Origin of the sequence: Aeromicrobium sp. Sec7.5, from assembly GCF_036867135.1 — a bacterium.
Classification (GTDB): Bacteria; Actinomycetota; Actinomycetes; order Propionibacteriales; family Nocardioidaceae; genus Aeromicrobium.
This window is the reverse complement of the sequence record NZ_JBAJIJ010000001.1, coordinates 1,311,189-1,335,457: the sequence shown is the minus strand read 5'-3', so window position 1 is coordinate 1,335,457 and position 24,269 is coordinate 1,311,189. Positions and strand designations below refer to the sequence as shown.

The 24,269-nt window shown below is 71.6% G+C and carries 19 protein-coding genes; 8 read left to right on the top strand and 11 right to left on the bottom strand.

The window, feature by feature from the left end; all coding sequences use genetic code 11:
• Positions 1 to 6: 6 nt before the first annotated feature.
• The 4 genes from cydC to V6S66_RS06675 are packed head-to-tail and all read right to left on the bottom strand — an operon-like array spanning position 7 to position 5,753.
• Positions 7 to 1,596, bottom strand: a complete 1,590-nt coding sequence (gene cydC, locus V6S66_RS06690; protein ID WP_334205966.1) for a thiol reductant ABC exporter subunit CydC — start codon at positions 1,594 to 1,596, stop codon at positions 7 to 9.
• Positions 1,593 to 3,311, bottom strand: coding sequence for a thiol reductant ABC exporter subunit CydD (cydD, locus tag V6S66_RS06685; protein ID WP_334205965.1), 1,719 nt, complete (start codon positions 3,309 to 3,311; stop codon positions 1,593 to 1,595). Before cydD ends, cydC begins: the two co-directional genes overlap by 4 nt.
• Positions 3,308 to 4,300: a cytochrome d ubiquinol oxidase subunit II gene (gene cydB / locus V6S66_RS06680; protein WP_334205964.1), complete on the bottom strand. Its 993-nt coding sequence runs from the start codon at positions 4,298 to 4,300 to the stop codon at positions 3,308 to 3,310. Before cydB ends, cydD begins: the two co-directional genes overlap by 4 nt.
• 31 nt (positions 4,301 to 4,331) lie before the next feature.
• Positions 4,332 to 5,753, bottom strand: a complete 1,422-nt coding sequence (locus V6S66_RS06675) for a cytochrome ubiquinol oxidase subunit I (RefSeq protein WP_334205963.1) — start codon at positions 5,751 to 5,753, stop codon at positions 4,332 to 4,334.
• A 134-nt stretch (positions 5,754 to 5,887) separates the two neighbouring features.
• Here V6S66_RS06675 and V6S66_RS06670 point away from each other — a divergent pair, with 134 nt between their 5' ends.
• Complete coding sequence (locus V6S66_RS06670) at positions 5,888 to 6,262, top strand: BlaI/MecI/CopY family transcriptional regulator (RefSeq protein WP_334205962.1); 375 nt, start codon at positions 5,888 to 5,890, stop codon at positions 6,260 to 6,262.
• Entirely contained in the window at positions 6,259 to 7,143 is an 885-nt protein-coding gene (locus V6S66_RS06665) for a M56 family metallopeptidase (protein WP_334205961.1), read from the top strand. Before V6S66_RS06670 ends, V6S66_RS06665 begins: the two co-directional genes overlap by 4 nt.
• 51 nt (positions 7,144 to 7,194) lie before the next feature.
• Here the strand turns inward: V6S66_RS06665 and V6S66_RS06660 are convergent, their stop codons facing one another.
• From V6S66_RS06660 to V6S66_RS06650, 3 genes are all read right to left on the bottom strand, one after another.
• Complete coding sequence (locus tag V6S66_RS06660; protein ID WP_334205960.1) at positions 7,195 to 7,647, bottom strand: acyl-CoA thioesterase; 453 nt, start codon at positions 7,645 to 7,647, stop codon at positions 7,195 to 7,197.
• A complete protein-coding gene (smc, locus tag V6S66_RS06655) occupies positions 7,644 to 11,198 on the bottom strand; it encodes a chromosome segregation protein SMC (RefSeq protein ID WP_334205959.1) in 3,555 nt (1,184 codons plus the stop codon). The genes V6S66_RS06660 and smc overlap by 4 nt, the downstream gene beginning before the upstream one ends.
• Positions 11,199 to 11,270: 72 nt before the next feature.
• Positions 11,271 to 11,471 carry a hypothetical protein gene (locus V6S66_RS06650; protein ID WP_334205958.1) on the bottom strand — a complete coding sequence of 67 codons (201 nt, stop codon included), beginning with the start codon at positions 11,469 to 11,471 and terminating at the stop codon, positions 11,271 to 11,273.
• Between the two features lie 231 nt (positions 11,472 to 11,702).
• Here V6S66_RS06650 and V6S66_RS06645 point away from each other — a divergent pair, with 231 nt between their 5' ends.
• Together V6S66_RS06645 and V6S66_RS06640 are read left to right on the top strand one after the other, a co-directional pair.
• On the top strand, positions 11,703 to 12,206 hold the full coding sequence (locus V6S66_RS06645; RefSeq protein WP_334205957.1) for a PH domain-containing protein: 504 nt from the start codon (positions 11,703 to 11,705) through the stop codon (positions 12,204 to 12,206).
• Positions 12,190 to 13,572, top strand: coding sequence for a PH domain-containing protein (locus V6S66_RS06640; RefSeq protein WP_334205956.1), 1,383 nt, complete (start codon positions 12,190 to 12,192; stop codon positions 13,570 to 13,572). Before V6S66_RS06645 ends, V6S66_RS06640 begins: the two co-directional genes overlap by 17 nt.
• Here the strand turns inward: V6S66_RS06640 and V6S66_RS06635 are convergent.
• Positions 13,539 to 15,551, bottom strand: a complete 2,013-nt coding sequence (locus V6S66_RS06635) for a DNA gyrase/topoisomerase IV subunit B (protein ID WP_334207235.1) — start codon at positions 15,549 to 15,551, stop codon at positions 13,539 to 13,541. The genes V6S66_RS06640 and V6S66_RS06635 overlap by 34 nt on opposite strands.
• A gap of 239 nt (positions 15,552 to 15,790) precedes the next feature.
• On the opposite strand from V6S66_RS06635, the gene V6S66_RS06630 reads away from it, so the two are divergent.
• On the top strand, positions 15,791 to 16,018 hold the full coding sequence (locus V6S66_RS06630; protein ID WP_334205955.1) for a DUF7455 domain-containing protein: 228 nt from the start codon (positions 15,791 to 15,793) through the stop codon (positions 16,016 to 16,018).
• Between the two features lie 194 nt (positions 16,019 to 16,212).
• Positions 16,213 to 16,407, top strand: a complete 195-nt coding sequence (locus V6S66_RS06625; RefSeq protein ID WP_334205954.1) for a DUF6458 family protein — start codon at positions 16,213 to 16,215, stop codon at positions 16,405 to 16,407.
• 84 nt (positions 16,408 to 16,491) lie between these two features.
• On the opposite strand, the gene V6S66_RS06620 is transcribed toward V6S66_RS06625, so the two are convergent.
• From V6S66_RS06620 to V6S66_RS06610, 3 genes are all read right to left on the bottom strand, one after another.
• Positions 16,492 to 17,955 carry an RNA polymerase sigma factor gene (locus tag V6S66_RS06620; RefSeq protein ID WP_334205953.1) on the bottom strand — a complete coding sequence of 488 codons (1,464 nt, stop codon included), beginning with the start codon at positions 17,953 to 17,955 and terminating at the stop codon, positions 16,492 to 16,494.
• A gap of 117 nt (positions 17,956 to 18,072) precedes the next feature.
• Positions 18,073 to 19,545, bottom strand: coding sequence for a glutamate--cysteine ligase (locus V6S66_RS06615; RefSeq protein ID WP_334205952.1), 1,473 nt, complete (start codon positions 19,543 to 19,545; stop codon positions 18,073 to 18,075).
• 20 nt (positions 19,546 to 19,565) lie between these two features.
• Positions 19,566 to 20,651 carry a DUF4192 domain-containing protein gene (locus tag V6S66_RS06610; RefSeq protein WP_334205951.1) on the bottom strand — a complete coding sequence of 362 codons (1,086 nt, stop codon included), beginning with the start codon at positions 20,649 to 20,651 and terminating at the stop codon, positions 19,566 to 19,568.
• 90 nt (positions 20,652 to 20,741) lie between these two features.
• Here V6S66_RS06610 and V6S66_RS06605 point away from each other — a divergent pair, with 90 nt between their 5' ends.
• Both V6S66_RS06605 and V6S66_RS06600 read left to right on the top strand, forming a co-directional pair.
• The gene (locus tag V6S66_RS06605) at positions 20,742 to 22,052 is read left to right on the top strand and encodes a DNA polymerase IV (protein ID WP_334205950.1); all 1,311 of its coding nucleotides are present in this window, start codon (positions 20,742 to 20,744) and stop codon (positions 22,050 to 22,052) included.
• Entirely contained in the window at positions 22,049 to 24,226 is a 2,178-nt protein-coding gene (locus tag V6S66_RS06600) for a S9 family peptidase (RefSeq protein ID WP_334205949.1), read from the top strand. The genes V6S66_RS06605 and V6S66_RS06600 overlap by 4 nt, the downstream gene beginning before the upstream one ends.
• The last annotated feature ends 43 nt before the right edge of the window (positions 24,227 to 24,269 follow it).

Below are 24,269 nucleotides of genomic sequence, written 5' to 3'. Positions count from 1 at the left end.
TTCACCCTAGGCGACGGCGCCGACCCGAGCGCTCCGGCGCCCTTGGTCGAGGCCCAGATCCAGCACCGTGTCGCAGCGCGCCAGGACGGCAGGGTCGTGCGACACCAGGATGACGGTGTGCGCCGGGGCGAGCCGGAGGACGTCCTCGACGAGCGCACGCGCCACGGGGGCGTCGAGGTGCTCGGTCGGCTCGTCGAGCACCAGCACCCGGTGACCCCCGAGGAGCAGCCGCGCGAGCGCCAGTCGTTGCCGCTCGCCCCCCGACAGCCGCGACCCGCGCTCCCCCACCGTCCGGTCCAGCTCGAGCTCCAGTCCGGCCCGGGCCATCGCCGCGAGCAGGCTCGGGTCGTCGGCGGACGGCTGGGCGATCAGCAGGTTCTGACGCACTGTCGTGTCGAAGATCGCCTCGTCCTGGCCGAGGATCCCCACCAGGGACCGCACGACCGCGGGGCGCAGGTCCGCCACGTCGACCCCACCGATGCGCACCCTGCCGGCGCGGGGAGTCACCATCCGGGCCAGCGTGAGCGCCAGTGTGCTCTTCCCACTGCCGCTCGGCCCCCTCACGCCGACGACCTCACCTGGTCCGACCCGCCAGGTGACGCCGCGCACCAGGTCGCGGTCCCAGCCGATCGTCACGCCCTCGAGCTCGATCGTCGTGTCACACGGCGCGGCGGACGGCGCGGCCGGCTCCACCACCGAGGGCCGGGCCCCGACGAGGGCCGCCACCCGGCCCTCGGCAGCCGAGACGACGGGGCGACGTCGCTCAGCCTCGGCGACGGGGTCCAGGGCGTCGGCGAGGGCCAGCGGCGCGAGCAGCACGACCCCGACGAGGACCGGCGCCAGGGACCCGGCGGCGAGTGCCGGCGCGACCACGAGTGCCACGACGACGCAGGCCACGGCCGCGAGACCCAGGACGATCGCCGACCCTGCACCGCCGGCGCCCGCACGGCGTCGGTCGTCGCGAGCGGCGCGGGCGATCTCGGCCTCGGCCCGCGCGACGGCGTCCACCGCCACCCCGAGGACGGTCAGCTCGGCCGAGGTGCGGGCCGCCTCGGTGACGTCCGCCGCGAGCGGCGACGCACCGACGGCTCCGGATCGGCGCGGCACGACCAGGCGCAGCGCGACGAGCGTCACGACGGCCTGGGCGGCGACGACGACTCCCGCCCACGGCGCGAGCCAGGCCACGACCGCCGTCAGGGCGACCGAGACCGTGAGCGCCGACCACCACGGCAGGCGGACGCGGAGCAACCGGTCACCCACCGTGTCGACGTCCTCGACCGCCTGCTGCACGACGTCGCCGTGGCGCCGGCCACCGAGGCCGTGGGGCGCGAGTCGTGCGACGGCGGCATAGACCGCGACCCGGGTGCGGACCGCCGCCTCCAGCGCGACGTCGTGGGTGACGAGTCGTTCGGCGTACCGCGCCGCAGCGCGTCCGACGCCGAAGAACCGCACTCCGACGATGGCCACCATGAGGTACAGCACGGGCGGCTGCTCGGCGGCCCGCACGATGAGCCAGGCCGACGTCAGGAGCAGGCCCGTGGCAGCGAGCTGGGCGGTCGCCGCCAGCCCCGCCCCCAGGAGCAGGCGCCGCCTCATCGGGTATCACCCAGCCGCACGACCCGGTCGGCCGCCTCGAGGACCCGCGCGTGGTGCGCGACCACGAGGGTCGTGACGCCGAGGTCGCGCACGGCCTGCATGACCCGGTCCTCGCGCTCGGCGTCGAGTCCGGCCGTGGGCTCGTCGAGGAGCAGCAGGTCGACGTCGCCCTGACGCACCCGCAGGAGAGCCCGGGCGATCGCGACGCGCCGGCGCTCCCCTGCCGACAGGTCCCCGGCGTCCTCGCGCACCACCCGATCGGGATCGAGGTCCTCGGCCCCCGCGTCCGCCAACGCCGCGACCACCTGCGTGCGCGACCCGGCGGTGCCGAGCCGGACCGCGTCGGCGATCGTGCCGGCAGGGACGGCGGGGACCTGGGGCACCCACGCGACCCGTCGGTGCCACGCGACCACGTCCAGGTCCTCGATCGGCACGCCGGCGACCGTCACGGTCCCGGAGTCAGGAGGGACGAGACCGAGCAGCACCTCCAGCAGGGTCGACTTCCCGATCCCGGACGGACCGGCGACCGCGACGAGCTCCCCGGGACCGACCGTGAGGCGGGGGACGCTGACCGTCGATCCACCGTCGCGGGTGACGCTCATCGAGCGCACGACGATCTGCGCACGAGCGGTCGGCGCGGCGGTCCCGGTGTGGCGAGGTGAGTCCAGGAGGTCCATCGCCTCGCGCGCCGCGCTGACCCCGGCGGCGCTGTCGTGGAACTGCGACCCCAGCCGGCGCACCGGCAGGTAGGCCTCCGGCGCGAGCAGCAGCACGAACAGGCCGGTCTGCAGGCTCAGGTCGCCCTGCACGATGCGGAGCCCGGTCGCGACGGCCACGAGCGCCATCGACAAGGTGGAGAAGAGCTCGAGCACGAGCGAGGACAGGAAGGCGCTGCGCAGGGCCGCCATCGTCGCGCGTCGGTGCCGTTCTCCCACCACGGCCAGGCCACGCTCCTGCCGGCTGCCCAGCACCAACAGGGTGCGGACCCCGCCGACGACGTCGGAGAAGTGACGCCCCAGCCGGGCGAGCTCGCCCCAGCGAGCGTCGAGCTGGTCCTTCGTCGCCAGGCCGACCAGCACGAGGAACCCGATCACGAGCGGCACCGTCAGCCCCACGATGACGGCCGACAGGGGGTCGACGACCGCCAGGACCACGACCACCACGGGTGGGACCAGTGCCGTCACGACGAGCTGCGGCAGGAAGCGGCCGACGTATCCGTCGAGCGGTTCCAGTCCCGGACCGAGCAGCGTGGTGATCCGGCCCGACGACGGACGGGGGCCCAGCCGGCGGGGGTCGAGGACGTCGGCGACGACGGCCGCGCGCAGCTCGGCCCTGACCCGCAGGGCAGCTCTGGACGCCACGGCAGCCGTCGCCCACGCGACGAGACCCCTACCGGCGATGCACCCGGCGGCGAGCAGGAGCACCTCCGTGTCGATCCGCGAGGCCTCGAAGGCCTCCTCGACGAGCCGGGCGAACCCCCACGCCTGGCCGACCAGGAGGACGGCGCCCAGCAGCGCGAGACCGACCGCCGCGCCCAACGCCCCCCGCACGGCACTCGACCGGCGCAGCAGGCGCGGGTCGACCGGAGCTGTGCCACCCCGCTCCCTGAGGTGCGAGGAGCGCAGCGACGAGCCTCGAAGGGTCTTGGTGGGCGTGGGCTTCGAGCCTCGCTCGTTCCGCGCTCGCACCTCATCCATCGGGTGTCCGGTGCTCATGCCGGGATGTGGTGCACGCCGATGCGACGGCGGAACACCCAGTAGGACCACGCCTGGTAACCGATCACGATCGGCGTGAAGGCTGCCGCGACCCACGTCATGATCTCCAGCGTGTACGGCGTGGACGCCGCATTCGTGGTGGTGAGCGTGCCGCTCCCGAGGGTCGACGGCATGACGTCGGGGAACAGCGCAAGGAACAGCATCGTGGCGACCGCGGCGACCGCGAGCGCCGTGCCGGTGAACGCCCACCCTTCGCGGCCGGCCCGGGCGGCGACCAGCCCGGCCAGGAACGTGGCGACGGCGACCACGGCGGCGACCCGGACGCTCAGGTCGCCGTCGCGTCCGGCGGTCCAGGTGACGAAGACCAGCGTGACGACCGCGGCGACCCCGCCCCAGCGCAGGCCGAGGGCGCGGGCCCGGTGACGGATGTCGCCGACGGTCTTGAGCGCGATGAAGAAGGCGCCGTGCGTGATGAAGACCGTCAGCGTCACGACTCCGCCGAGGAGCGCGTACGGGGTCACGAGATCGGCGAGCGACCCCACGAAGTCGTGGTCGGCGTCGAGCGGGATGCCGTGCACGATGCCGGCCAGGGCCACACCCCACAGCACCGCCGGCACGACCGACCCGAACACGATCGCGTGGTCCCAGCGGCGCTTCCACTCCGGCTCGGACCGCTTGTGCCGGTACTCGAAGCCGACGGCACGCACGATCAACGCGACCAGGATGACGAACAGCGGCACGTAGTAGGCGCTGAACAACGTGGCGTACCACTCGGGGAACGCCGCGAACGTGGCGCCGCCGGCGACGATGAGCCACACCTCGTTGCCGTCCCAGACCGGGCCGATCGTGTTGAGCAGCACGCGTCGCTCCGTCTCGTCACGGGCGAGCAGACGCATCAGCATGCCGACACCGAAGTCGAAGCCCTCGAGCACGAGGTAGCCGGTCCACAGGAAGGCGATGAGCACGAACCAGACGGTCGTGAGCTCCATGGTTGGTCTCCAGGTTCCGGTCGAAGGGGGGTCAGTAGGCGAACGCGAGCGGTGCGTCCGGGTCGCGGTCGTGGTCGGGCGTGGGCGGATCGGCCGCTGGAAGGCCCTGCCGGATCGTGCGGAGCAGGAGCTTGACCTCGATCACCGCGAGCACGCCGTACAGCGTCGTGAACCCGATCAGGCTCATGAGGACCGTCCCCGCCGAGACGCTCGGCGAGACTCCGGCGGACGTCGGCAGCAGACCGAACACGAGCCACGGCTGACGGCCCATCTCGGTGAAGATCCAGCCGAACGAGTTGGCCGCGAGCGGCAGGAACGGGAGCACGACCGCCCACCGGAGCATCCATCGGCCCGTGAAGGTCCGGCTCGAGGGGCTGCGCCCCCGGCGGGTCGCCCAGAGCATCCAGGCCGCGAGCGCCATCGAGAGCCCGCCCGCCGTGATCATCGCGCGGAACGTCCAGTACGTGACGGGGATGTTCGGGGCGTAGTCGCCCGGTCCGTACAGCTCCTCGTACTCGGCCTGCAGCGAGTTGATGCCACGGATCTCGCCGTCCCACGTCCCCGTCCCGAGGTACGACAGCAGGTGCGGGACCTTGATCTCGAGGACGGGCTCGGAGCCGTCGAGCGTCCCGACCGTTAGGGCGGAGAAGGCCGCGGGCGCCTCGTCCTCGTACAACCCCTCGGCCGCCGCCATCTTCATCGGCTGGACCTCGGTCATGACCTTGCCCTGGAAGTCGCCGGAGATCATCGTGCCGAGCCCGGCCACGAGCAGGAACACCGCACCGAGGCGGAACGACGTGCGGAAGGCGTCCCCGTCTTCAGTTGGGTGGCGCATCATCCGCCAGAGGCTGACCCCGGCCACCACGGCGCCGCCGACCATGAAGCACGCGAAGATCGTGTGCGGGAACGTCGCGAGCACGACGGGATTCGTCATGACCGCCATGAAGTCGGTCAGCTCGGCGCGGCCGCTCTCGGCGTTGAAGGCGAAGCCCACCGGGTTCTGCATGAACGAGTTGGCGGCGAGGATGAAGTAGGCCGACAGCACGGTGCCGACGGCGGCGATCCAGATCGTCGCGAGGTGCAGTGACGGCTTGAGCCGGTCCCACCCGAAGATCCAGAGTCCGAGGAACGTCGACTCCATGAAGAACGCGAGCAGCCCCTCGATCGCGAGCGGGGCGCCGAACACGTCGCCGACGAACCGCGAGTAGTCGCTCCAGTTCATCCCGAACTGGAACTCCTGCACGATGCCCGTGACGATCCCCATCGCGAAGTTGATGAGGAAGAGCTTCCCGAAGAAGCGCGTGAGTCGCAGGTAGCGCTCGTCACCGGTGCGGTACCAGCAGGTCTGGAGGATCGCGACGAGGAAGATCAGGCCGATCGTGACCGGCACGAAGAAGAAGTGGTAGACGGTCGTGATGCCGAACTGCCACCGGGCGATGTCGAGCGCTTCCATGCTGGCCCCACTGTCTCGAGTCTCGAGGAGTCGAACTACTACGCGCCGTAGTAAGTACTACAGATCGTAGTACACCGAGGAGGGGCGACGGAGCCCACACCCATGAGTCCTACGTCACGTAGTAGTCTTGCCCCGTGACCCGATCCACGACCCGTCCCGGCGAGCTCGAGCGCGCCATCATGAACGTGCTGTGGGACGCCACCGGGCCGATGTCGGTGCGCGAGGTGCAGGACGCTCTCGAGGCCGGCACGGGCGAGGGCCGGGGCCTCGCCTACACGACGGTCATGACCGTCCTCGATCGCCTCGGCGCCAAGGAGATGGTCGACCGCGAGCGCGACGGCCGCGCGTTCCGGTACACGCCGAGCCAGTCGCGCGAGTCCGCGACCGCCGAGCTCATCGACGCCGCGCTCGATGCCTCGGGCGACCGCACCTCCGCCCTCGTCCACTTCGCCCGGTCGGTCGATCCTGCGGAGGCGGCCGCCCTGCGACGGGCGCTCGACGGCGTGTGACACCGGTCCTGCTGGGCCTGATCGGGGTGGCACTGGCCCTCCCGGTCCCGGCCCTGCTGGCGCGGGCCTCCTGGCCGTACCGCTCCCCCGCCGCCGGGATCGTGATGTGGCAGTCACTCGCGATCGCGGCGATCCTCGCGATCTCGGGTGCCGGGCTCTCCACCGCGCTCTGGCTGGTCTCGGAGCAGGACCCGTCCCCGTCGCGCGTCGCGCTGCACGTCCTGGTGCTGCTGGTCGGCGTGCTCGTGTGGGCGCGCTTCTGGTGGGCGGCCTGGACGGTCTGGCGGCGCACCGGCACCCGCCGTCGTCGACAGCGCGAGCTCGTCGACCTGCTCGGCGAGCCGGACGGCAGGTCGCCGGCCCTGCGGGTGCTCCAGCACGAGGCGCTCGTGGCCTACTGCCTGCCCGACCGCACCCAGGCGCGTGTCGTGGTCTCCAGCGGCACGATCGACAAGCTGGGCGCGGACGAGCTGCGCGCGGTCCTCGCCCACGAGCGCGCCCACGTCGGCGCCCGCCACGACCTCGTCCTTGAGGGCTTCGAGTTCCTCCGGGCCGCCTATCCCCGGATCCTGCGCACCGATGCACCGCTCGCGCAGAGCCGGGTCATGGTCGAGCTCCTCGCCGACGACGCCGCTCGCCGGGTCACGGGCGACCGTGCCCTGGCGGGGGCGATCGTCACGCTCGCCGGCAGCCAGGCTCCGGACGGCGCGATGGGCATCGGCAGCGAGGCGCTGCTCCGTCTCGAGCGCCTGCAGGACCCCCCGGTCCGGTGGTGGGCCACGACCCTCGCCTGGACCATCTCGGTCGTCGTGCTGGTCGGGCCGACCGTGTTCCTGGCCGCGCCGTGGATCGCGCACGCCCTCGACGTCGTGATCGGCTGAGCCGCCACCACCCGCTGGTCGAGGTGCGAACGCGCTCCAGCGCGACCCAACTCAGACCGCGAGGGGCTCCAGCACGGCGCGGACCACGTCCGGCACCGGTGTGACGGACCGGTCGTCGCCCGTCACGTAGACGTGGACGAAGCGGCCCACCGCAGCGGGCGACTCGGCGTCGCCCTGGAAGAGGCCGATCTCGTAGACGACGCTCGACGAGCCGAGGCGCGTGACGCGCAGCCCCGCCTCGACGTCGACCGGGAACCGGAGCTCGCGCAGGAAGCGGCAGCTCGTCTCGGCGACGACGCCGTAGGCGGCCAGCTGGCGGGTGTCGGTGCCGGTGGCCTCGATCAGGTAGCCGTTCACGGCGGTGTCGAAGTACGAGTAGTAGACGACGTTGTTGACGTGGCCGTAGACGTCCTCGTCCTCCCACCGGGTCGTGATCCGGCGGATCTCCGGGTAGTCGGTGCGCCGGCGCGCCGAAGGATCGTCGACCTGGTCCTGCTCGCTCACACGCGCTCCTGCTCCCGCAGCCGTTGGCTGATGACCGCCGAGACGCCGTCGCCCCGCATCGAGACACCGTAGAGCGCGTCGGCGACCTCCATCGTGCGCTTCTGGTGCGTGATGACGACGAGCTGGGAGTTGGCGCGCAGCTCCTCGTAGATCTCGAGCAGACGACCGAGGTTGGTGTCGTCGAGCGCCGCCTCGACCTCGTCGAGGATGTAGAAGGGGCTCGGACGCGCCTTGAAGAGCGCCACCAGGAACGCCACCGCCACCAAGGAGCGCTCACCGCCCGACAGCAGCGAGAGGCGCTTGACCTTCTTGCCGGGCGGCCGGGCCTCGACCTCGATGCCCGTGAGCAGCATGTTCTGCGGATCGGTGAGGATCAGTCGGCCCTCGCCCCCGGGGAACAGGCGACTGAACACCCCCTCGAACTCGCGCTCGACGTCGTACCAGGCCTCCGTGAAGACCCGCTCGACCGTGGCGTCGACGTCCTCGACGATCGCCATGAGGTCGGCGGAGGTCTTCTTCAGGTCGGCCATCTGGTCGGACAGGTACTGGTGCCGCTCCTCGAGGGCACTGAACTCCTCCAGGGCGAGCGGGTTGACCTTGCCCAGCATCGCGAGGCCACGCTCGGCGGTGCGCAGGCGCTTGGCCTGCTCCTCACGCACGTACGGCCGCGGCTCGAGTGGCTCGCCCTCGTCGTCGTACGTGGGCACCGGGACCTCCGGGCCGTACTCCACCACCAGGGCCTCGACCTCGAGCCCCAGCTCCTCCAGCGACCGGGACTCCAGGGCCTCGAGCCGCATCCGCAGCTCGGCCCGGGCCATCTCGTCGCGATGCACGGAGTCCTTCAGGGCCTCGAGCTCCTCGCTCAGCCCCCGCAGGCGGGTGCGGACCTCGCGCAGCTCGGTCTCACTGCTGGCTCGCGACTGCTCGATCTCGGTGCGCAGCGCGGCGGCCCGGTCGATCGACAGGCCGAGGTGCACGAGGACCTGGTCGGTCGCCGCGATCACGACCCGGGCGACCTCCGCCTCGCGCACCTGACGCGCGCGGCGCTCCGCCGCTCGTCGCCGGGCCTGGCGCTCGGACTCGGCCGACTCCACCAAGGCCCTGACCTGACCCTCCAGCGCCCGGGCCCGCTCCTCGTTCGTGCGCAGGGCCAGGCGCGCCTCGGTCTCCGCGCGCCGCGAGGCGGAGGCCGCCTCGGCGAGGGCCTCGAGCTCGGTCGTGTCGGGCTCGGTCTCCGGTGCCGACTCCGCCTGCGCCAGTCGGTCCTCGAGCTCGGCGAGGCCCTCGAGGTCGCGTGCCTGTGACGCCGTGGCCTCGGCGATCGACTGCTCGAGGCGCTCGGCCTCGGCCCGCGCGGCGCGGGCGGCGGACCCGAGACGACCCAGCGACTCCGCGACTGCGGCCATCTCGGCATCGGACTCGTGCAGCTGCTCCAGCACGGCGTCGACGGCAGCCTGGGCCTTCTGGCGCCGATCGGACAGCCCCTGCTGCGCGAACCGGGAGCGCTCCAGCTCGTGACGCGTGCGGTCGAGGTCGGCGACCGCCTCGTCGACGGCAGCCTTGACCTCGATCAGGCTCTCGGTCGACGTCGAGCCCCCCGACGCGAAGTGCGCACCGAGCATGTCGCCGTCCCGCGTCACCGCCGTGACGTCCGAGGCCTGGCGCACGAGGGCCCGGGCACGGTCGAGATCGTCGACCACGGCGACCTTGAAGAGCAGTCGGCGCAGGGCTGCGTCGAGGGTCGACGGACCATCGATCACGTCGACGGCGTAGGTGGCGAAGTCGGGAAGGCCCGGCCAGCCTGCGTCGTCCCCCTCGTCGGCACTGCCGTCGACGGCGCCCAGGAGCAGGCCGGCGCGTCCGAGGTCCTCGCTCTTGAGCTTCTCCATCGCGTCGACGGCGGTGTCGAGGTGGTCGACCGCCACGGCGTCGGCGGCCGAGCCCAGCGCCGAGGCGATCGCTGCCTCGTAGCCCGAGCGCACGGTCAGCAGCGCCGCCACCGAACCGAGGAGACCACTGAGCTCGTCGGACGCGGCGAGCAGCGCCCCGGCGCCGTCCTTGCGGGCCAGACCGATCTCGAGCGCCTCCCGGCGTGCGACCAGGGCGGCCTCGCCCCGCTCCAGGGCCTGCACCGCCATCACGATCTCGGCGACCTCGGCGTCGATGCCACCGAGCTCGCTCTCGGCTGCGGCGAGCCGCTCGTCGAGCCCCGACTCCCCCGCCGACAGGCCCGCGATCTGCGACTCCAGCGCCGTGAACTCCTGCTGCGCCGAGTCGGCTCGCGCGACGGCGTCGTCGCGCGAGGAGGTGAGGCGTCCGAGCTCGGCGTCCGTGGCGCCGGCGCGCAGGCGGATCGCGTTGACCTGGCCGTGGAGGCGCGCGAGACCCTCGCGCTGGTCGGCCGCAGCGCGCAGCAGGCCCGCGATGCGGCGCTCCTCGGTCGTGTAGGCGGCCTCGGCCTCGCTGCGGCCGGCGACCACCTCCTGCAGGCGGGTCGTGGCGACCGCGACCTCGCGCGCCAGGACCCCGTGCTGCTCCTGCGCCCGTCGGGCGTCGGCCTCGAGCTCGTCGGGATCGCGCCCGTGGTGCTGGTCGTCGGCCTCGACGGCCGCCAGGCGCACGCGCTCGGTGGCCAGCCCCGCCGTGCCACGCAGTCGCTCGCGCACGCCGGACAGGGCGTACCACGCCTCCTGCGCCGCGGACAGGCGCGGCGAGTCGTCACGCAGGCGGTCCTCGAGCTCGGTCTCGGCCTGGCGGGCGTGGGCGATCGCGGTCTCGACCGACGTGCGGCGCTCGCGCAGGGCCGACTCGTCAGCCAGCTCGGTGGCGATGACCTGCTGGGCGCCCACGACGTCGTCGGCCAGCAGCCGGGCGCGGGAGTCGCGCACGTCGGCCTGGATCACGGCCGCCCGCCGCGCCACCTCGGCCTGGCGCCCGAGGGGCTTGAGCTGGCGGCGCAGCTCGTTGAGCACGTCGGCCAGACGCGTGAGGTTGCCCTGCGTCGCCTCGAGCTTGCGGACCGCCTTCTCCTTGCGCTTGCGGTGCTTGAGGACGCCCGCAGCCTCCTCGATGAAGCCCCTGCGCTCCTCGGCCGTGGCCCGCAGCACGGAGTCGAGCTGACCCTGTCCGACGATGACGTGCATCTCGCGCCCGATGCCCGAGTCGCTCAGGAGCTCCTGCACGTCGAGCAGGCGCACGGTGTTGCCGTTGATCGCGTACTCCGAGCCGCCGTTGCGGAACATCGTGCGCGAGATCGTGACCTCGCTGTACTCGATCGGGAGGGCGCCGTCGGAGTTGTCGATCGTCAGCACGACCTCGGCGCGGCCGAGCGGTGCACGGCCGGACGTGCCGGCGAAGATGACGTCCTCCATCTTGCCGCCGCGCAGCGACTTGGCGCCTTGCTCGCCCATGACCCACGAGAGGGCGTCGACGACGTTGGACTTGCCCGAGCCGTTGGGGCCCACGACGCACGTGATGCCCGGCTCCAGCTCCAGGGTCGTGGAGGAGGCGAACGACTTGAACCCGCGGAGCGTGAGGCTCTTCAGGTACACGGCGGCTCCAGGGACGTCAGGGGTCGACCACGGGTCGAGCGGGTGGGAGCCACCCTAGTGCCGGGGCGGCCCTCAGTGAGAGACCGGCTCCAGCAGGTCGGCCGGGGTGACGGAGTCGACCTGGTCGTGCAGCGCGGTCAGCAGTCCGTCGTTCTCGGTCTTGAGGCGCAGCACCTCCGCCTCGAGGTCGGCGACGCGACGCTTGAGCAGCGCCGTCTGGTGGAGCTGGGCGGGGGTGGGGCCGCCGAGATAACCGACAAGTGCCTTGGCCATGGAGATCCTCCACATGTTCGTGATGAACACAGTCTGATGAGCCGAGCGGGTGTGCCGGCCTTGGCCCGCGGCAGCGACGCAGCAAGGCAGAGTCGCCACAACGAGAGGAGCGCCGGATGAGGCGCCCGCGGGGCGGGAGAACAATTCCCGCGTCTCCGATTGTCCCACCGGGCCTTCCCTGCAGTCAAACGCCTCGCTCGGGTCAGGCGTGGGTCGGCGTAGGTTGAGGACATGGCTGACCCCTTCGACTCCGGCGACGCGGGGTGGACCGCGATCTCGCCCCGGCTCGCCACGGCCCGCCTCCTCGTCGGATCGCTCACGACCCTCGTCGCGCTCCTCGTCGTCGAGGGCGTGCTCGCGCTCGTCGTCGACGCGACCTCCCTGCCGGCGTGGTGGCTCGCGGTACCCCTCGCGATCGGGTTGCTGGTCGTGGCGTGGCTGGCCTGGTGGGCGCCTCGCAACCGCCGCTCGTGGGGCTACCGCGAGCAGGACGAGGAGCTGGTGGTGCGCAGCGGCGTGGCGTTCCGTCGCGTCGTGTCAGTGCCGTACGGCCGCATGCAGTTCGTCGACCTCCAGGCCGGCCCGTTGGCCCGGCGACTCGGCTTCACCAGCCTGGGCCTGCACACCGCGAGCACCAGGACCGCCGCGACCGTGCCCGGCGTGCCCCACGAGGAGGCCCTCCGCCTGCGGGTGCGTCTGACCGAGCTGGGTGAGTCGCGTGGCGCCGGACTCTGAGCGGGCCACCCTCGCCGAGGCGCAGCGCACGCACCCCCTCACCTCCGTCGTCCTGGGGCTGGGCTGGTCCGCCGCCGCCCTCGTCGGCATCGTCAGCACGGTGTTCCAGGGCGGCGGCCTCGACGCCTGGGGCGTGTTCGGACTTCCGGCCGCCGCGGCGGGCGGCCTGGTGCTCGGCAGCCTCATCGGGTGGCTGTCGTGGCGGTTCACGACGTTCGTGATCGACGACGGCGAGGCCCGCGTCGACAGCGGCATCCTCTGGAAGAAGTCGCGTCGCGTCCCGTTCGAGCGGCTGCAGTCGGTCGACATCCACGAGCCACTCGTCGCCCGCGTCTTCGGACTCGCCGAGCTGCACCTGGACTCCGCCGGCGGGTCCGAGTCGCGCACGACCGTCCGCTACCTCACGCTGGCCCGGTCGAACGAGCTGCGGGCGCTCCTGCTCCGGCGCGCCCACACCGCCACGACCGGCGAGGCGCCTCCCGACGGGCCCACCGACCCAGCGGCTCCCCCGCCCCTCGAGGCGCAGGCGATCGAGGTCGTGGCCGAGGTGCCCCCGTCCCGGGTCGTCCTCGGCACGCTGCTGTCGCTCGACCTCGCGGGCGCCGTCGTCGTGGCGGTCGGAGCCCTGATCGCCTCGATCTGGTTCGCCGCCCCCGTCGCCGCACTCGGTGGCGTCGTCGGTGCGGGGTTCTGGGCCTTCCAGATCGTCGGTCGGCGCGTGCTGGACCAGTGGGGGTACCGCCTGAGTCGCGTCGAGCACGGGCTGCGCATCGAACGCGGTCTGCTGAGCCGCACCTCCGAGACCGTGCCCTTCGACCGGGTCCAGGGCGTGGCGGTCGTGGAGCCGATCATCTGGCGCCAGCTGGGATGGCGCCGGGTGCTCGTCTCGGTCGCGGGCACCGCCGGGAAGGGCGACACGAACGACCAGGACCAGGCCGCCACGGTGCTGCCGATCGCCGACCCTGACCTGGCGCGCCGCGTCGTGGACCTGCTCGTCCCCGGGGCCCTCGAGGAGATCGACGACCGGCACCGGTCCAGCCGCTCCGGCCGGGCCTTCGCGCCCGTCGGCTGGCGCTACCGGTGGATCGGCGTCGACGGCGTCGCCGTGGTCGCACGGACGGGGTGGATCACCCGCCGCACGAGCATCGTGCCGCACCGCAAGAACCAGTCCGTCGCGGTCGAGCAGGGTCCGCTGCAGCGACGGCTCGGGGTCGCCTCGGTCGCGGTACACAGCCCGGACGGCCCGGTCGTCGTCACCGGACCGCACCTGGACCGCGCGGAGGCGTTCACGGTCGCGGCCGAGGCCTCGCGCCTGTCGCGCTCGACGCCCGCTCAGGCGTCGATGCGGTCCGGGTCGAGCTCGTAGGCACCCGCCACGATGAAGTCCTTGCGCGGTGCGACCTCCGAGCCCATGAGCAGCTCGAACACCTCGCTCGCCTCCTCCGCGTCGTCGACCGTGAGTCGGCGCAACGTGCGGTGCCGCGGCTCCATCGTGGTCTCGGCCAGCTGGTCGGCGTCCATCTCGCCCAGACCCTTGTAGCGCTGCACCGGGTCCTTCCAGCTGACGTTCTTCTTGCGCAGCTCGGCCAGGGCGCGCTGCAGCTCGGCGTCGGAGTACGTGTACCGGTACTTCTCCTGGCCCTTCCTCGGGTTGGAGAGCTCGATGCGGTGCAGCGGAGGCACGGCGGAGTAGACGCGCCCCGCCTCGACCAGCGGACGCATGTAGCGGAAGAACAGCGTGGCGAGCAGGCAGCGGATGTGGGCACCGTCGGAGTCGGCGTCGGCCATGAAGATGATGCGGCCGTAGCGCGCCGCGTCGAGGTCGAACGTGCGGCCCGATCCGGCGCCCACGACCTGGATGATCGAGGAGCACTCGGCATTCTTGAGCATGTCGCCGATGGACGCCTTCTGGACGTTGAGGATCTTGCCGCGGATCGGCAGCAGCGCCTGGAACCCGGAGTCGCGCGCGCTCTTGGCCGTGCCGAGCGCAGAGTCGCCCTCGACGATGAACAGCTCGGAGCGTTCGACGTCGCTGGTACGGCAGTCGGCGAGCTTGGCCGGGAGCGCACTCGACTCCAGCGCGTTCTTGCGGCGCTGGGTGTCGCGCTGCTGGCGCGCCATCAGACGGGTGCGGGAGGCGCCGACGACCTTCTCCATCACCAGGCGCGCCGCGGCCTTCTCGGCACCCCGGGTCGAGGTCAGGAAGGTGCGGAGCTCGTCGGACACGACCTTCTGCACGAGCCGGGTGACGGCCGGCGTGCCGAGGACCTCCTTGGTCTGTCCCTCGAACTGCGGCTCGGCCAGACGCACCGTGACGACGGCCGAGATGCCCTCCAGGACGTCGTCCTTGATGACGTCGGTGTCGCCGTTCTTGAGCAGCCGGGTGCCCCGCAGCACGTCGTTGAAGGTCTTGGTCATGGCGCGCTCGAAGCCTTGGACGTGGGTGCCGCCCTTGGGGGTCGAGATGATGTTGACGAACGAGCGGACGTCGGTGTCGTAGCCCGTGCCCCAGCGCAACGCCACGTCGACCCCGAGCGTGCGGTCGACGTCCTGCGGGGTCATGTGACCCTGGGGGTCGAGCATGGGCACGGTCTCGGTGAACGATCCCTCGCCCTGCAGCCGCAGCACGGTGGTCACCGGCTCGTCGACCGCGAGGTACTCGACGAACTCGGCGATGCCGCCCTCGTGCTTGAACGACTCCTCGACGACCTCGTCGGTGCGCTCGTCACGGATCGCGATCTCGAGCCCGGGCACGAGGAACGCGGTCTGGCGGGCCCGCCGCGTGAGGTCCTCGTAGGAGAACTTGGCGCCCTTGATGAAGATCTGCGGATCGGCCCAGTACCGCACGCGCGTGCCGGTACGGGCCTTCGCCACCTTGCCGACCTTCTCGAGGCTGCCCTCGGGCGCACCTCGCCGGAAGGTCTGCGCCCAGGTGGCGCCTCCCTTGTCGACCTCGACGTCGAGGCGCTCCGAGAGGGCGTTGACGACCGCGGCACCGACGCCGTGCAGCCCGCCGGAGGCGTTGTACGCCCCGCCGCCGAACTTGCCGCCGGCGTGCAGCTTCGTGAACACGACCTCGACACCGGTCAGGCCGGTCTTCGGCTCGATGTCGACCGGGATGCCACGGGCGTCGTCGTGGACCTCGACCGACCCGTCCGCGTGCAGGATGACCTGGATCTTGGAGCCGAAGCCGGCGAGCGCCTCGTCGACCGAGTTGTCGATGATCTCCCAGAGGCAGTGCATGAGGCCACGGGTGTCGGTCGAGCCGATGTACATGCCCGGCCGCTTGCGGACGGCCTCGAGACCCTCGAGGACCAGCAGGTTGCGGGCGTCGTACGTGGTGATGGCAGATCTCCTCGGTCGTGCGGGCGCGCCGGTCCACGGGGCGGTCGGCGCTGTCGCCAATCTATCGAGGCCCGAAGATGTCACGTGGATGTGACACGCGGACCGCGTGGCTGCCGTGAAGTTGTCCGCCTCAGGCAGTATCAATGACGTACGTCACCACCACCCGCGCGGAATGCCAGTCCGTGAAATGATGTTGATGGCACAGAGCACGAAAATCCCCCGAAGGAAAGTAGGTCACCGTGACGGCACTTGCTGAACGCCCCGCGCTGAACGCCACCGACCGCTGCGATCGTTGCGGCGCGCAGGCCTACGTCCGCGTCGAGCTCTCGAGCGGGCTCGAGCTGTTGTTCTGCGCCCACCACGCTCGTGCGTACGAGGACAAGCTGCGCGACGTCGCCGCCTCCATCCACGACGAGTCCGGTCAGCTGGCGGCCACGCCCGCGACCGGCGCCGACGCGGAGGCCTGAGCCCCCGCCCGAAGGCTTTGCACGCCGAGTGCCCCGGACCACCTGGTCCGGGGCACTCGGCGTCTCGGCGCCACAGGGACGAGCGAACCAACGGGCCACCGAGCTCGTCGACATGCGCGGTCGGGCACACCGTGCCAAGGTCGATCTGTTCGACCCCACGGCCGCCCCCCGCGGCCCCACACCTTGGAGGCACCATGCAGATCGGCGGATCCCTGTTCCTGCTCGCCGTAGGAGCCATTCTCGCGTTCGCCGTGCGCGACGCGGTCGACGCGGTCGACCTCACCATGATCGGCTACATCCTGATCGTCGTCGGTGCGATCGGCCTGGCGCTCTCGCTCATCCTCAACAGCCAGCGTCGCGGTCGCGACGAGCCGCCGCCGCGCTACTGATCCGACGCGGCAATGCCGCGCCCATGACGAAGGCCCCGGTCCAGTGGACCGGGGCCTTCGTCGTGCACGCTGGAAGCGGTGGGCTCAGTCGAGGTAGTCGCGCAGGACCTGCGAACGCGACGGGTGCCGCAGCTTGCTCATGGTCTTGGACTCGATCTGACGGATCCGCTCACGCGTGACGCCGTAGACCTTGCCGATCTCGTCGAGGGTCTTCGGCTGGCCGTCGGTCAGGCCGAAGCGCATCGAGACGACACCGGACTCGCGCTCGCTGAGCGTGTCGAGGACCGCGTGCAGCTGCTCCTGGAGCAGCGTGAACGAGACCGCGTCGGCCGGCACGATGGCCTCGGAGTCCTCGATCAGGTCGCCGAACTCACTGTCGCCGTCCTCGCCGAGCGGGGTGTGCAGCGAGATCGGCTCGCGTCCGTACTTCTGGACCTCGACGACCTTCTCGGGCGTCATGTCCAGCTCCTTGGCGAGCTCCTCGGGCGTGGGCTCGCGGCCCAGGTCCTGGAGCATCTGCCGCTGGACGCGGGCGAGCTTGTTGATGACCTCGACCATGTGCACCGGGATGCGGATCGTGCGGGCCTGGTCGGCCATGGCGCGGGTGATGGCCTGACGGATCCACCACGTGGCGTAGGTCGAGAACTTGAAGCCCTTGGTGTAGTCGAACTTCTCGACGGCGCGGATCAGACCGAGGTTGCCCTCCTGGATCAGGTCCAGGAACAGCATGCCGCGACCGGTGTACCGCTTGGCCAGCGAGACGACGAGGCGCAGGTTGGCCTCCAGCAGGTGGTTCTTCGCGCGGCGACCGTCGACGACGATCCACTCGAGCTCCTCACGCACCTTCTCGGAGATGCGGCCGCCGGCGGCGAGCTTCTCCTCGGAGAACAGGCCGGCCTCGATGCGCTTGGCGAGCTCGACCTCTTCGCCGGCGGTCAGCAGCGAGACCTTGCCGATCTGCTTCAGGTAGTCCTTGACCGGATCGGCGGTGGCACCGGCGACCATGACCTGCTGGACCGGCTCGTCGGACTCGTCGGCCGCGCTCAGCGTGAAGGCGGACTGCTCGTCCTCCTTGATGGTCGGATCGTTCTTGACGTCCTTGACGAACTGGTCGTCAGGGATGTCCGGCAGGATCTTCTTGCCGTTCTCGTCGACCGCGACCGGCTCGCCGACCTCGACCACGACCTCGCTGTCGGTGATCTCGACGTTGATCTCCTGCTTGGTCGACGCCGCCTTCTTCGCCGGGGCCTTCTTGGCGGCGGGGGCCTTCTTGGCCGGCGCCTTCTTGGCCGCAGGGGCCTTCTTGGCCGCAGGCGCCTTCTTGGCCGCGGGGGCCTTCTTGGCGGGCGCCTTGCTGGCGGGAGCCTTCGTCGAGGCGGAGGAGGATTTCGTCACAGTGTCTTCCGGGGTCGAACGGGACGGGACAGGGTCGGGGCCGTCGACGTGGTCGTGGCCTCCGGAGGTGGCCGCAGCGGCGGCGTCCTTGAGCGTCTTGGGAATGAGTCGACCCACCGTCTTGACGGCAGAAGCAGCTGGATTCACCGGCATGTTTCACCTCTCGAACGGTTCAAGGGCGCGACAAGGAGACCTCTGGTCAACCTCTGGGGACAGTCTGCCATGCCTCGGCAAACACGTTGAACCCGACACGGCAGGTTCTGCTCGGGGTCAGGGAACCGGCCAGGTGTGGACGGGTTCTCCCCCGTGCATGTGCTCCCGGTAGGCCACGACGAGTCGGCGCATCGCACCCTCGGGATCCCCGGAACGGTCGAACGACTCGGCCGCGTCGATCTGCCAGGTCGCCCCGTTGGCACCGAGGGCGCAGCGGCGCTCGATGACGCCGAGGTACCGGTCGCGCGCCTCGGTGGACACGCCGAGCTGGTCGAGTCCGGCAGCCGCGACCGGTAGGAGGTGGTGCAGCACCAGGTCGCGGACCGGGACCGTGCCGAGGCCCGGCCACCGCTGCTCGGCCTCGATGCCACGTCGCGCGCCGGCGTAGAAGTTGTCGGTCGCGACCGAGAACGGCATGCGCGACCACACCGGACGGTCGGCGGCCGACATCGCGGCGACGAGTCCGTAGAACAGGGCCGCGTTGGCCACGGTGTCGATCACGGTGGGGCCCGCGGGCAGGAGCCGGTTCTCGACCCGCAGGTGCGGCGCGCCGTCGACCACGTCGTAGATGGGGCGGTTCCAGCGATAGACGGTGCCGTTGTGCAGGCGGAGCTCGGCCAGCTCTGGGACGCCACCCGCGGCCATGACCTCGGCGGGATCCTCGTCCTCGACGATCGGCAGCAGGGCCGGGAAGTACCGCACGTTCTCCTCGAACAGGTCGAAGACCGACGTGATCCACCGGTCACCGAAGAAGACCCGTGGACGGACGCCCTGGGCCTTCAGCTCGTCACTGCGGGTGTCGGTGGACTGCTCGAACAACGGGACACGGGTCTCGTGCCAGAGCCGGTGCCCGAGCAGGAACGGCGAGTTGGCCGCGACCGCGACCTGGACCCCGGCGATGACCTGGGCGGCGTTCCAGACCGCGGCGAAGCGGTCGGGCTCGACCTGCAGGTGGAGCTGGGTGCTCGTACAGGCCGCCTCCGGCATGATCGTGTCGGTGCGCAGCTCGAGCCGGTCGACGCCATCGATCAGGATCTCGATGTCCTCGCCCCGCGCCGCCAGGATCTGGTCACTCAGCAGGCTGTAGCGCGGATCTGGGGCGATCGCCTCGCGGGCGAAGTGCTCCTCGCGCACCGTCGGCAGGATGCCGACCATCACGAGCCCCGAACCGGTGGCAGCCGCCTTGCGCTCGGCCTCGTTGAGGTCGTCGCGCACCATCGTCTCGAGCTCCAGGAGTCCCGCGCCGGAGATCGGACGGGGTGCCACGTTGATCTCGATGTTGTAGCGGCCGAGCTCGGTCTGGAAGTCCTCGTCGGCGATGGCCGCGAGCGCCTCGGCGCTCGTCATCGCGGCGTCGCCGGAGGCATCCGCGAGATTGAACTCGATCTCGACGCCCACCAGCGGCTCGCCGACCGAGAAGTCGCGGTCGGTCAGCATGCGAGCCAGCACGTCGAGACAGCGACGCACCTTGGCGCGATAGCGCCGACGGTCCTCGCCGGTGAACTCCTGGTGATCGACGTCCTGCCCCATGGCGACAGCGTAGGGCGGGGTCAGGCGGAACGCTCCCGCTGGCGAGCGAGCGCCTCGGCCCGCTGGGCCTCCACGATCGTCATCTCCCCCATCGCCTCGTACTGCTCCGGGGAGACCCCACCCTGGATCAACTGCATCAGGAGCTGGCTCAGCACGTGCTCCGGATCGGCCGCGAGAGACCGTTCCAGCGCGATGACGGCCTGGGCCCCGTCGCCGGTCATGTAGGCCGCGAACCCGGCGAGGCACAGGACCGACGGCTCGAACGGAGGGACCACACGGCCGGAGACGTCGGTCAGCACCCGGAGCCAGTCGCGGGCGGTGTCACGGTTGATCCGCGACATCAGCTCGTCGCGGACCAGGACCGACGCGCCCCACACCGACACCAGCGCGACCTCGACGTCGGACAGCCGCTCCTGCTCGTTCAGCGCCCGGTCGAGCACGACATCCAGCTCGCCCACGGCCACGCCCACGAGAGCCGAGTCGGTCAGGCTCCCACCGAACAGCTGCAGGACCCGGTCGAGCTCGCCCTCCGTGACGTCCGCCATGCGGTCGAGGACCGCCCCCGAGCACCGCGCGAACCGCGCCACGAGGTCGTCGCGACCCGCGAGGATCTCCTGACCGGCGGCGACGGCCCGGACCACGGCCTCGTGGTGGGCCGGAGCCTCGTAACCGATTCCCTGGCGAGGGAACCCCGGCAGGGGCTGCCAGTACCGGCGACCATCGGCCCAGGCGATCACGACCGGGGTGATGTCGGGCTCGAGTCGCTGGAGGCCGGCCCGGACGACCGCCTCGGCCCGCTCGTGGTCCTCCGAGAGCGCCAGCAGGATCGCCCCGTCGGCCCCCTGCCGTCGCAGGTGGTGCACCGCGACGTCGGCCACGGTGCCGGCCAGGTCGAGGTCCGGCAGGTCGAGCCGCAGGGAGAACCCGAAGCGGCACCGCGGGCCGTAGGTCGCGATCGCGATGAACGACTCGGCGGGGCGGAAGCCGAACAGGGTCGGCACGGCGGCGAGCACGTCGCCGACGTCGTGGGCGGTGAAGACGGACTCGGGCTGGTCGGGGCCGGCGGTGGGTCGGGTGGTCGGTCGAGTGCGGCGGCGTCTGCTCATGGCTCCACGCTGCGCCGGTTCATGGCTCGAGCGAAGCCCGGTCCGACGACCTGTGGATCCCGGAGGGCTGTGGACGGCCACAATGGACCGATGCGGTCCACGGCGTCGATCCTCCACCTGGACCTCGATGCCTTCTTCGCCTCGGTGGAGCAGCGCGACAAGCCCTCGCTGCGCGGCAAGCCCGTGGTCGTCGGCGGCGTGGGGGCGCGCGGCGTCGTCGCAACGGCGTCGTACGAGGCGCGCAGGTTCGGTGTGCGATCGGCCATGAGCGCTGCCGAGGCCCGCGCCCGCTGCCCGCAGGCGGCGTTCCTGGGGGGACGTTTCGACGCCTACCGCGAGGCGAGCGGCATCGTGATGGCTCGGCTCCGTGAGCTCTCCCCCGTCGTGCAGCCGCTCTCGCTCGACGAGGCCTTCGTCGACCTCGCTGCGGGCGAGGACTTCGATCCCGACCGGGTCGACGACCTGGTCGGGGTGCTCCGGGCCGACGTGACGCGGTTGACGCACGGACTCACGGCGTCGGTGGGGGTCGCGTCCAGCAAGCTCATGGCCAAGATCGCCAGCGAGATCAACAAGCCCGACGGCGCCTTCGTGGTGCAGCCCGGCACCGAGGCCGACGTGCTCGGACCCATGCAGGCCACCGCGATCCCGGGTGTCGGCCCCGCGACGGCCGAGCGCCTGCGCCGCCTCGGTGTCGCCACGGTGGAGGACCTCCGGCGATTCTCGGTCGACGACCTCGGCGCCCACCTGGGCCAGTCGTCGGCGGAGTCGCTGTACCGCTTGGCACGCGCGGACGACGACCGCCCGGTCGACGCGACCCGCGAGACCAAGTCGGTGAGTGTCGAGGACACCTTCGAGACCAATCTCGTCGACCGCACTCACCTGAGCGAGATCGCCGAGCAGATGGCCCGCCGGGTCGCGCAGCGCCTGCGCAAGAGCGGCCTGTCCGGCCGGACCGTGACCCTGAAGGTCCGCTACCACGACTTCGAGACGCACACCCGCTCCTCGACCCTGAGCGGCCCCACCGACAACGGCCGCGTGCTCGCCGAGACGGCCCGCCGCCTGCTGGACGCCGAGGACCTCGGCGGCGGGCTGCGCCTGCTCGGGGTGGGCGTCAGCGGAATGGCCGACTGGGTGCAGGACGACCTGTTCACCGACCCTGAGCCCGAGGAGGAGCTGGGGCCGTTGCCCTCGCGCGTCGAGCGGCGGCAACGACGCGGCTGGACCCCGGGCGAGGACGTGACCCACGTCGAGCACGGGGACGGTTGGGTCTGGGGATCCGGCCTCGGCCGCGTCACCGTGCGGTTCGAGACACGCGAGTCCCCCCTGGGCCCGGTCAAGACCTTCGCGGCCGACGACCCGGCCCTGTCAGCTCGGGCGTTCGTCAGTAGCGTCGAGCCATGACCGGTACACCCGACGCGCCCGTCGCCGACGTCCGTCCGACCGTCCGCCGCTTTCACGGCGACGAGTTCGTCGACGAGTACGAGTGGCTCCGCGACGTCGAGGACCCCGACGTGCTGGCCCTGCTCGAGGCCGAGAACGCCCACACCGACGCGCGCACCTCGCACCTGGCGGGCCTGCGCGAGACGATCTTCGGCGAGATCAAGGCCCGCACCCGCGAGACCGACCTCTCCGTGCCGGTCCGCCACGGCCAGTGGTGGTACTTCAGTCGCACGGTCGAGGGTCTGTCGTACGCGATCCGCAGCCGCCTGCCGGCCACCCCGGACGACTGGGACCCGCCGGAGATCGAGGCTGGCTCGTCGTCGGACGGCTCTGGAGCCCCCGGCGAGCAGGTGCTCCTGGACTCCAACCTGCTGGCCGAGGGGCACGAGTTCTTCTCCCTCGGCGCCTTCAGCCTGACCGACGACGACACGGTGCTGGCGTACTCGACCGACACGACCGGCGACGAGCGCTACACGATCCGCTTCAAGGACCTGCGCACCGGCGAGGAGCTGGCCGACGAGATCCCCGGCACGAGCGGGGGTGCCACGTGGTCCGCCGGCGGGACCCACGTCTTCTACTCCACGGTCGACGACGCCTGGCGTCCCCACCGGGTCTGGCGGCACCGCCTCGGAACCCCGGTCAGCGACGACGTGCTGGTCCACGAGGAGACCGACGAGCGCTTCTTCACCGGCATCGGACGCACCCAGTCGGAGAAGTACCTCGTGATCGGCGCCTCCTCGAAGATCACGAGCGAGTCACGACTGCTCCCGGCCGACGACCCCGAGGGCGAGTTCCGCGTCGTCCTCGAGCGCCGCACGGGCATCGAGTACTCCATCGAGCACGCCGTCGTGGGCGAGACCGACGTGCTGCTCGTACTGCACAACGACGGTGCACCCGACTTCGAGCTCGTCGCGACCGATCTCCAGCCGGTCCTCATGACGCCCCTGGCGTCGGCCCGCGACGGGCGGGTCGTCGTCCCCGCCCAGCCGGACCTCCGGCTCGAGGACGTCGACGTCTTCGCCCGTCACCTCTTCGTCTCCTACCGCCGCGCCGCGCTCACCCGTATCGGCGTCCTGTCGATCGACGCCGACCACACCGGCGGGTTCGGACCGCTCCGCGAGGTCCCCTTCGACGAAGAGCTGTTCTCCGTGGGGCTCGGCGCCAACGCCGAGTGGGACCAGCCGCTCGTGCGGATCGGCGTGGGCTCGTTCATCACGCCGGCGTCGGTCCTCGACCTCGACCCGGACACGTTCGAGACGGTGCTGCGCAAGCAGGCCGAGGTCCTCGGGGGGTACGACCCGGCTGACTACGTCCAGCACCGCTCGTGGGCCACGGCCGACGACGGCACCCTCGTGCCGGTCTCGATCGTGGCGCGGGCCGACATGCCCCGCGACAGCACCGCGCCGGCCCTGCTCTACGGGTACGGCGCGTACGAGATCAGCATCGACCCCGGCATGTCCGTCGCGCGCCTGTCCCTGCTCGACCGGGGCTTCGTGTTCGCCGTGGCGCACGTCCGGGGCGGGGGCGAGATGGGCCGGTCCTGGTACGACGACGGCAAGCTCGACCACAAGCGAAACTCGTTCACCGACTTCGTGGCCGCGGCCCACCATCTCGTCGCCGAGGGCTGGACCAGCCACGAGCGCCTCGTGGCCGAGGGCGGGAGCGCCGGCGGTCTCCTGATGGGCGCCGTGACCAACCTCGCGCCCGAGGCGTTCCGCGGCGTGCTGGCGGCCGTGCCGTTCGTCGACGCCCTGACGACGATCCTGGATCCGTCGATGCCGCTCACGGTGATCGAGTGGGACGAGTGGGGTGACCCGCTGCACGACCCCGAGGTCTACGCCTACATGAAGTCGTACACGCCGTACGAGAACGTGCAGGCTCGCCCCTACCCGGCGATCCTCGCCGTCACGAGCCTGCACGACACACGCGTCAGCGTCGTCGAGCCGGCCAAGTGGGTCGCCCGCCTGCGGGCCACCACCACCGGTGCCGCGCCGATCCTGTTGAAGACCGAGATGCACGCCGGTCACGGCGGCGTCAGCGGGCGCTACGACTCCTGGCGCGAGCGGGCCTTCGAGCTCGCCTGGATCATCGACACCGCAGCCCCGGGCTCCGGCAACCCCGAGGTGTCGGGGTGAGCCGCGACACGCCGGAAATTCCGGCCTAAGAACAGACTGAGAG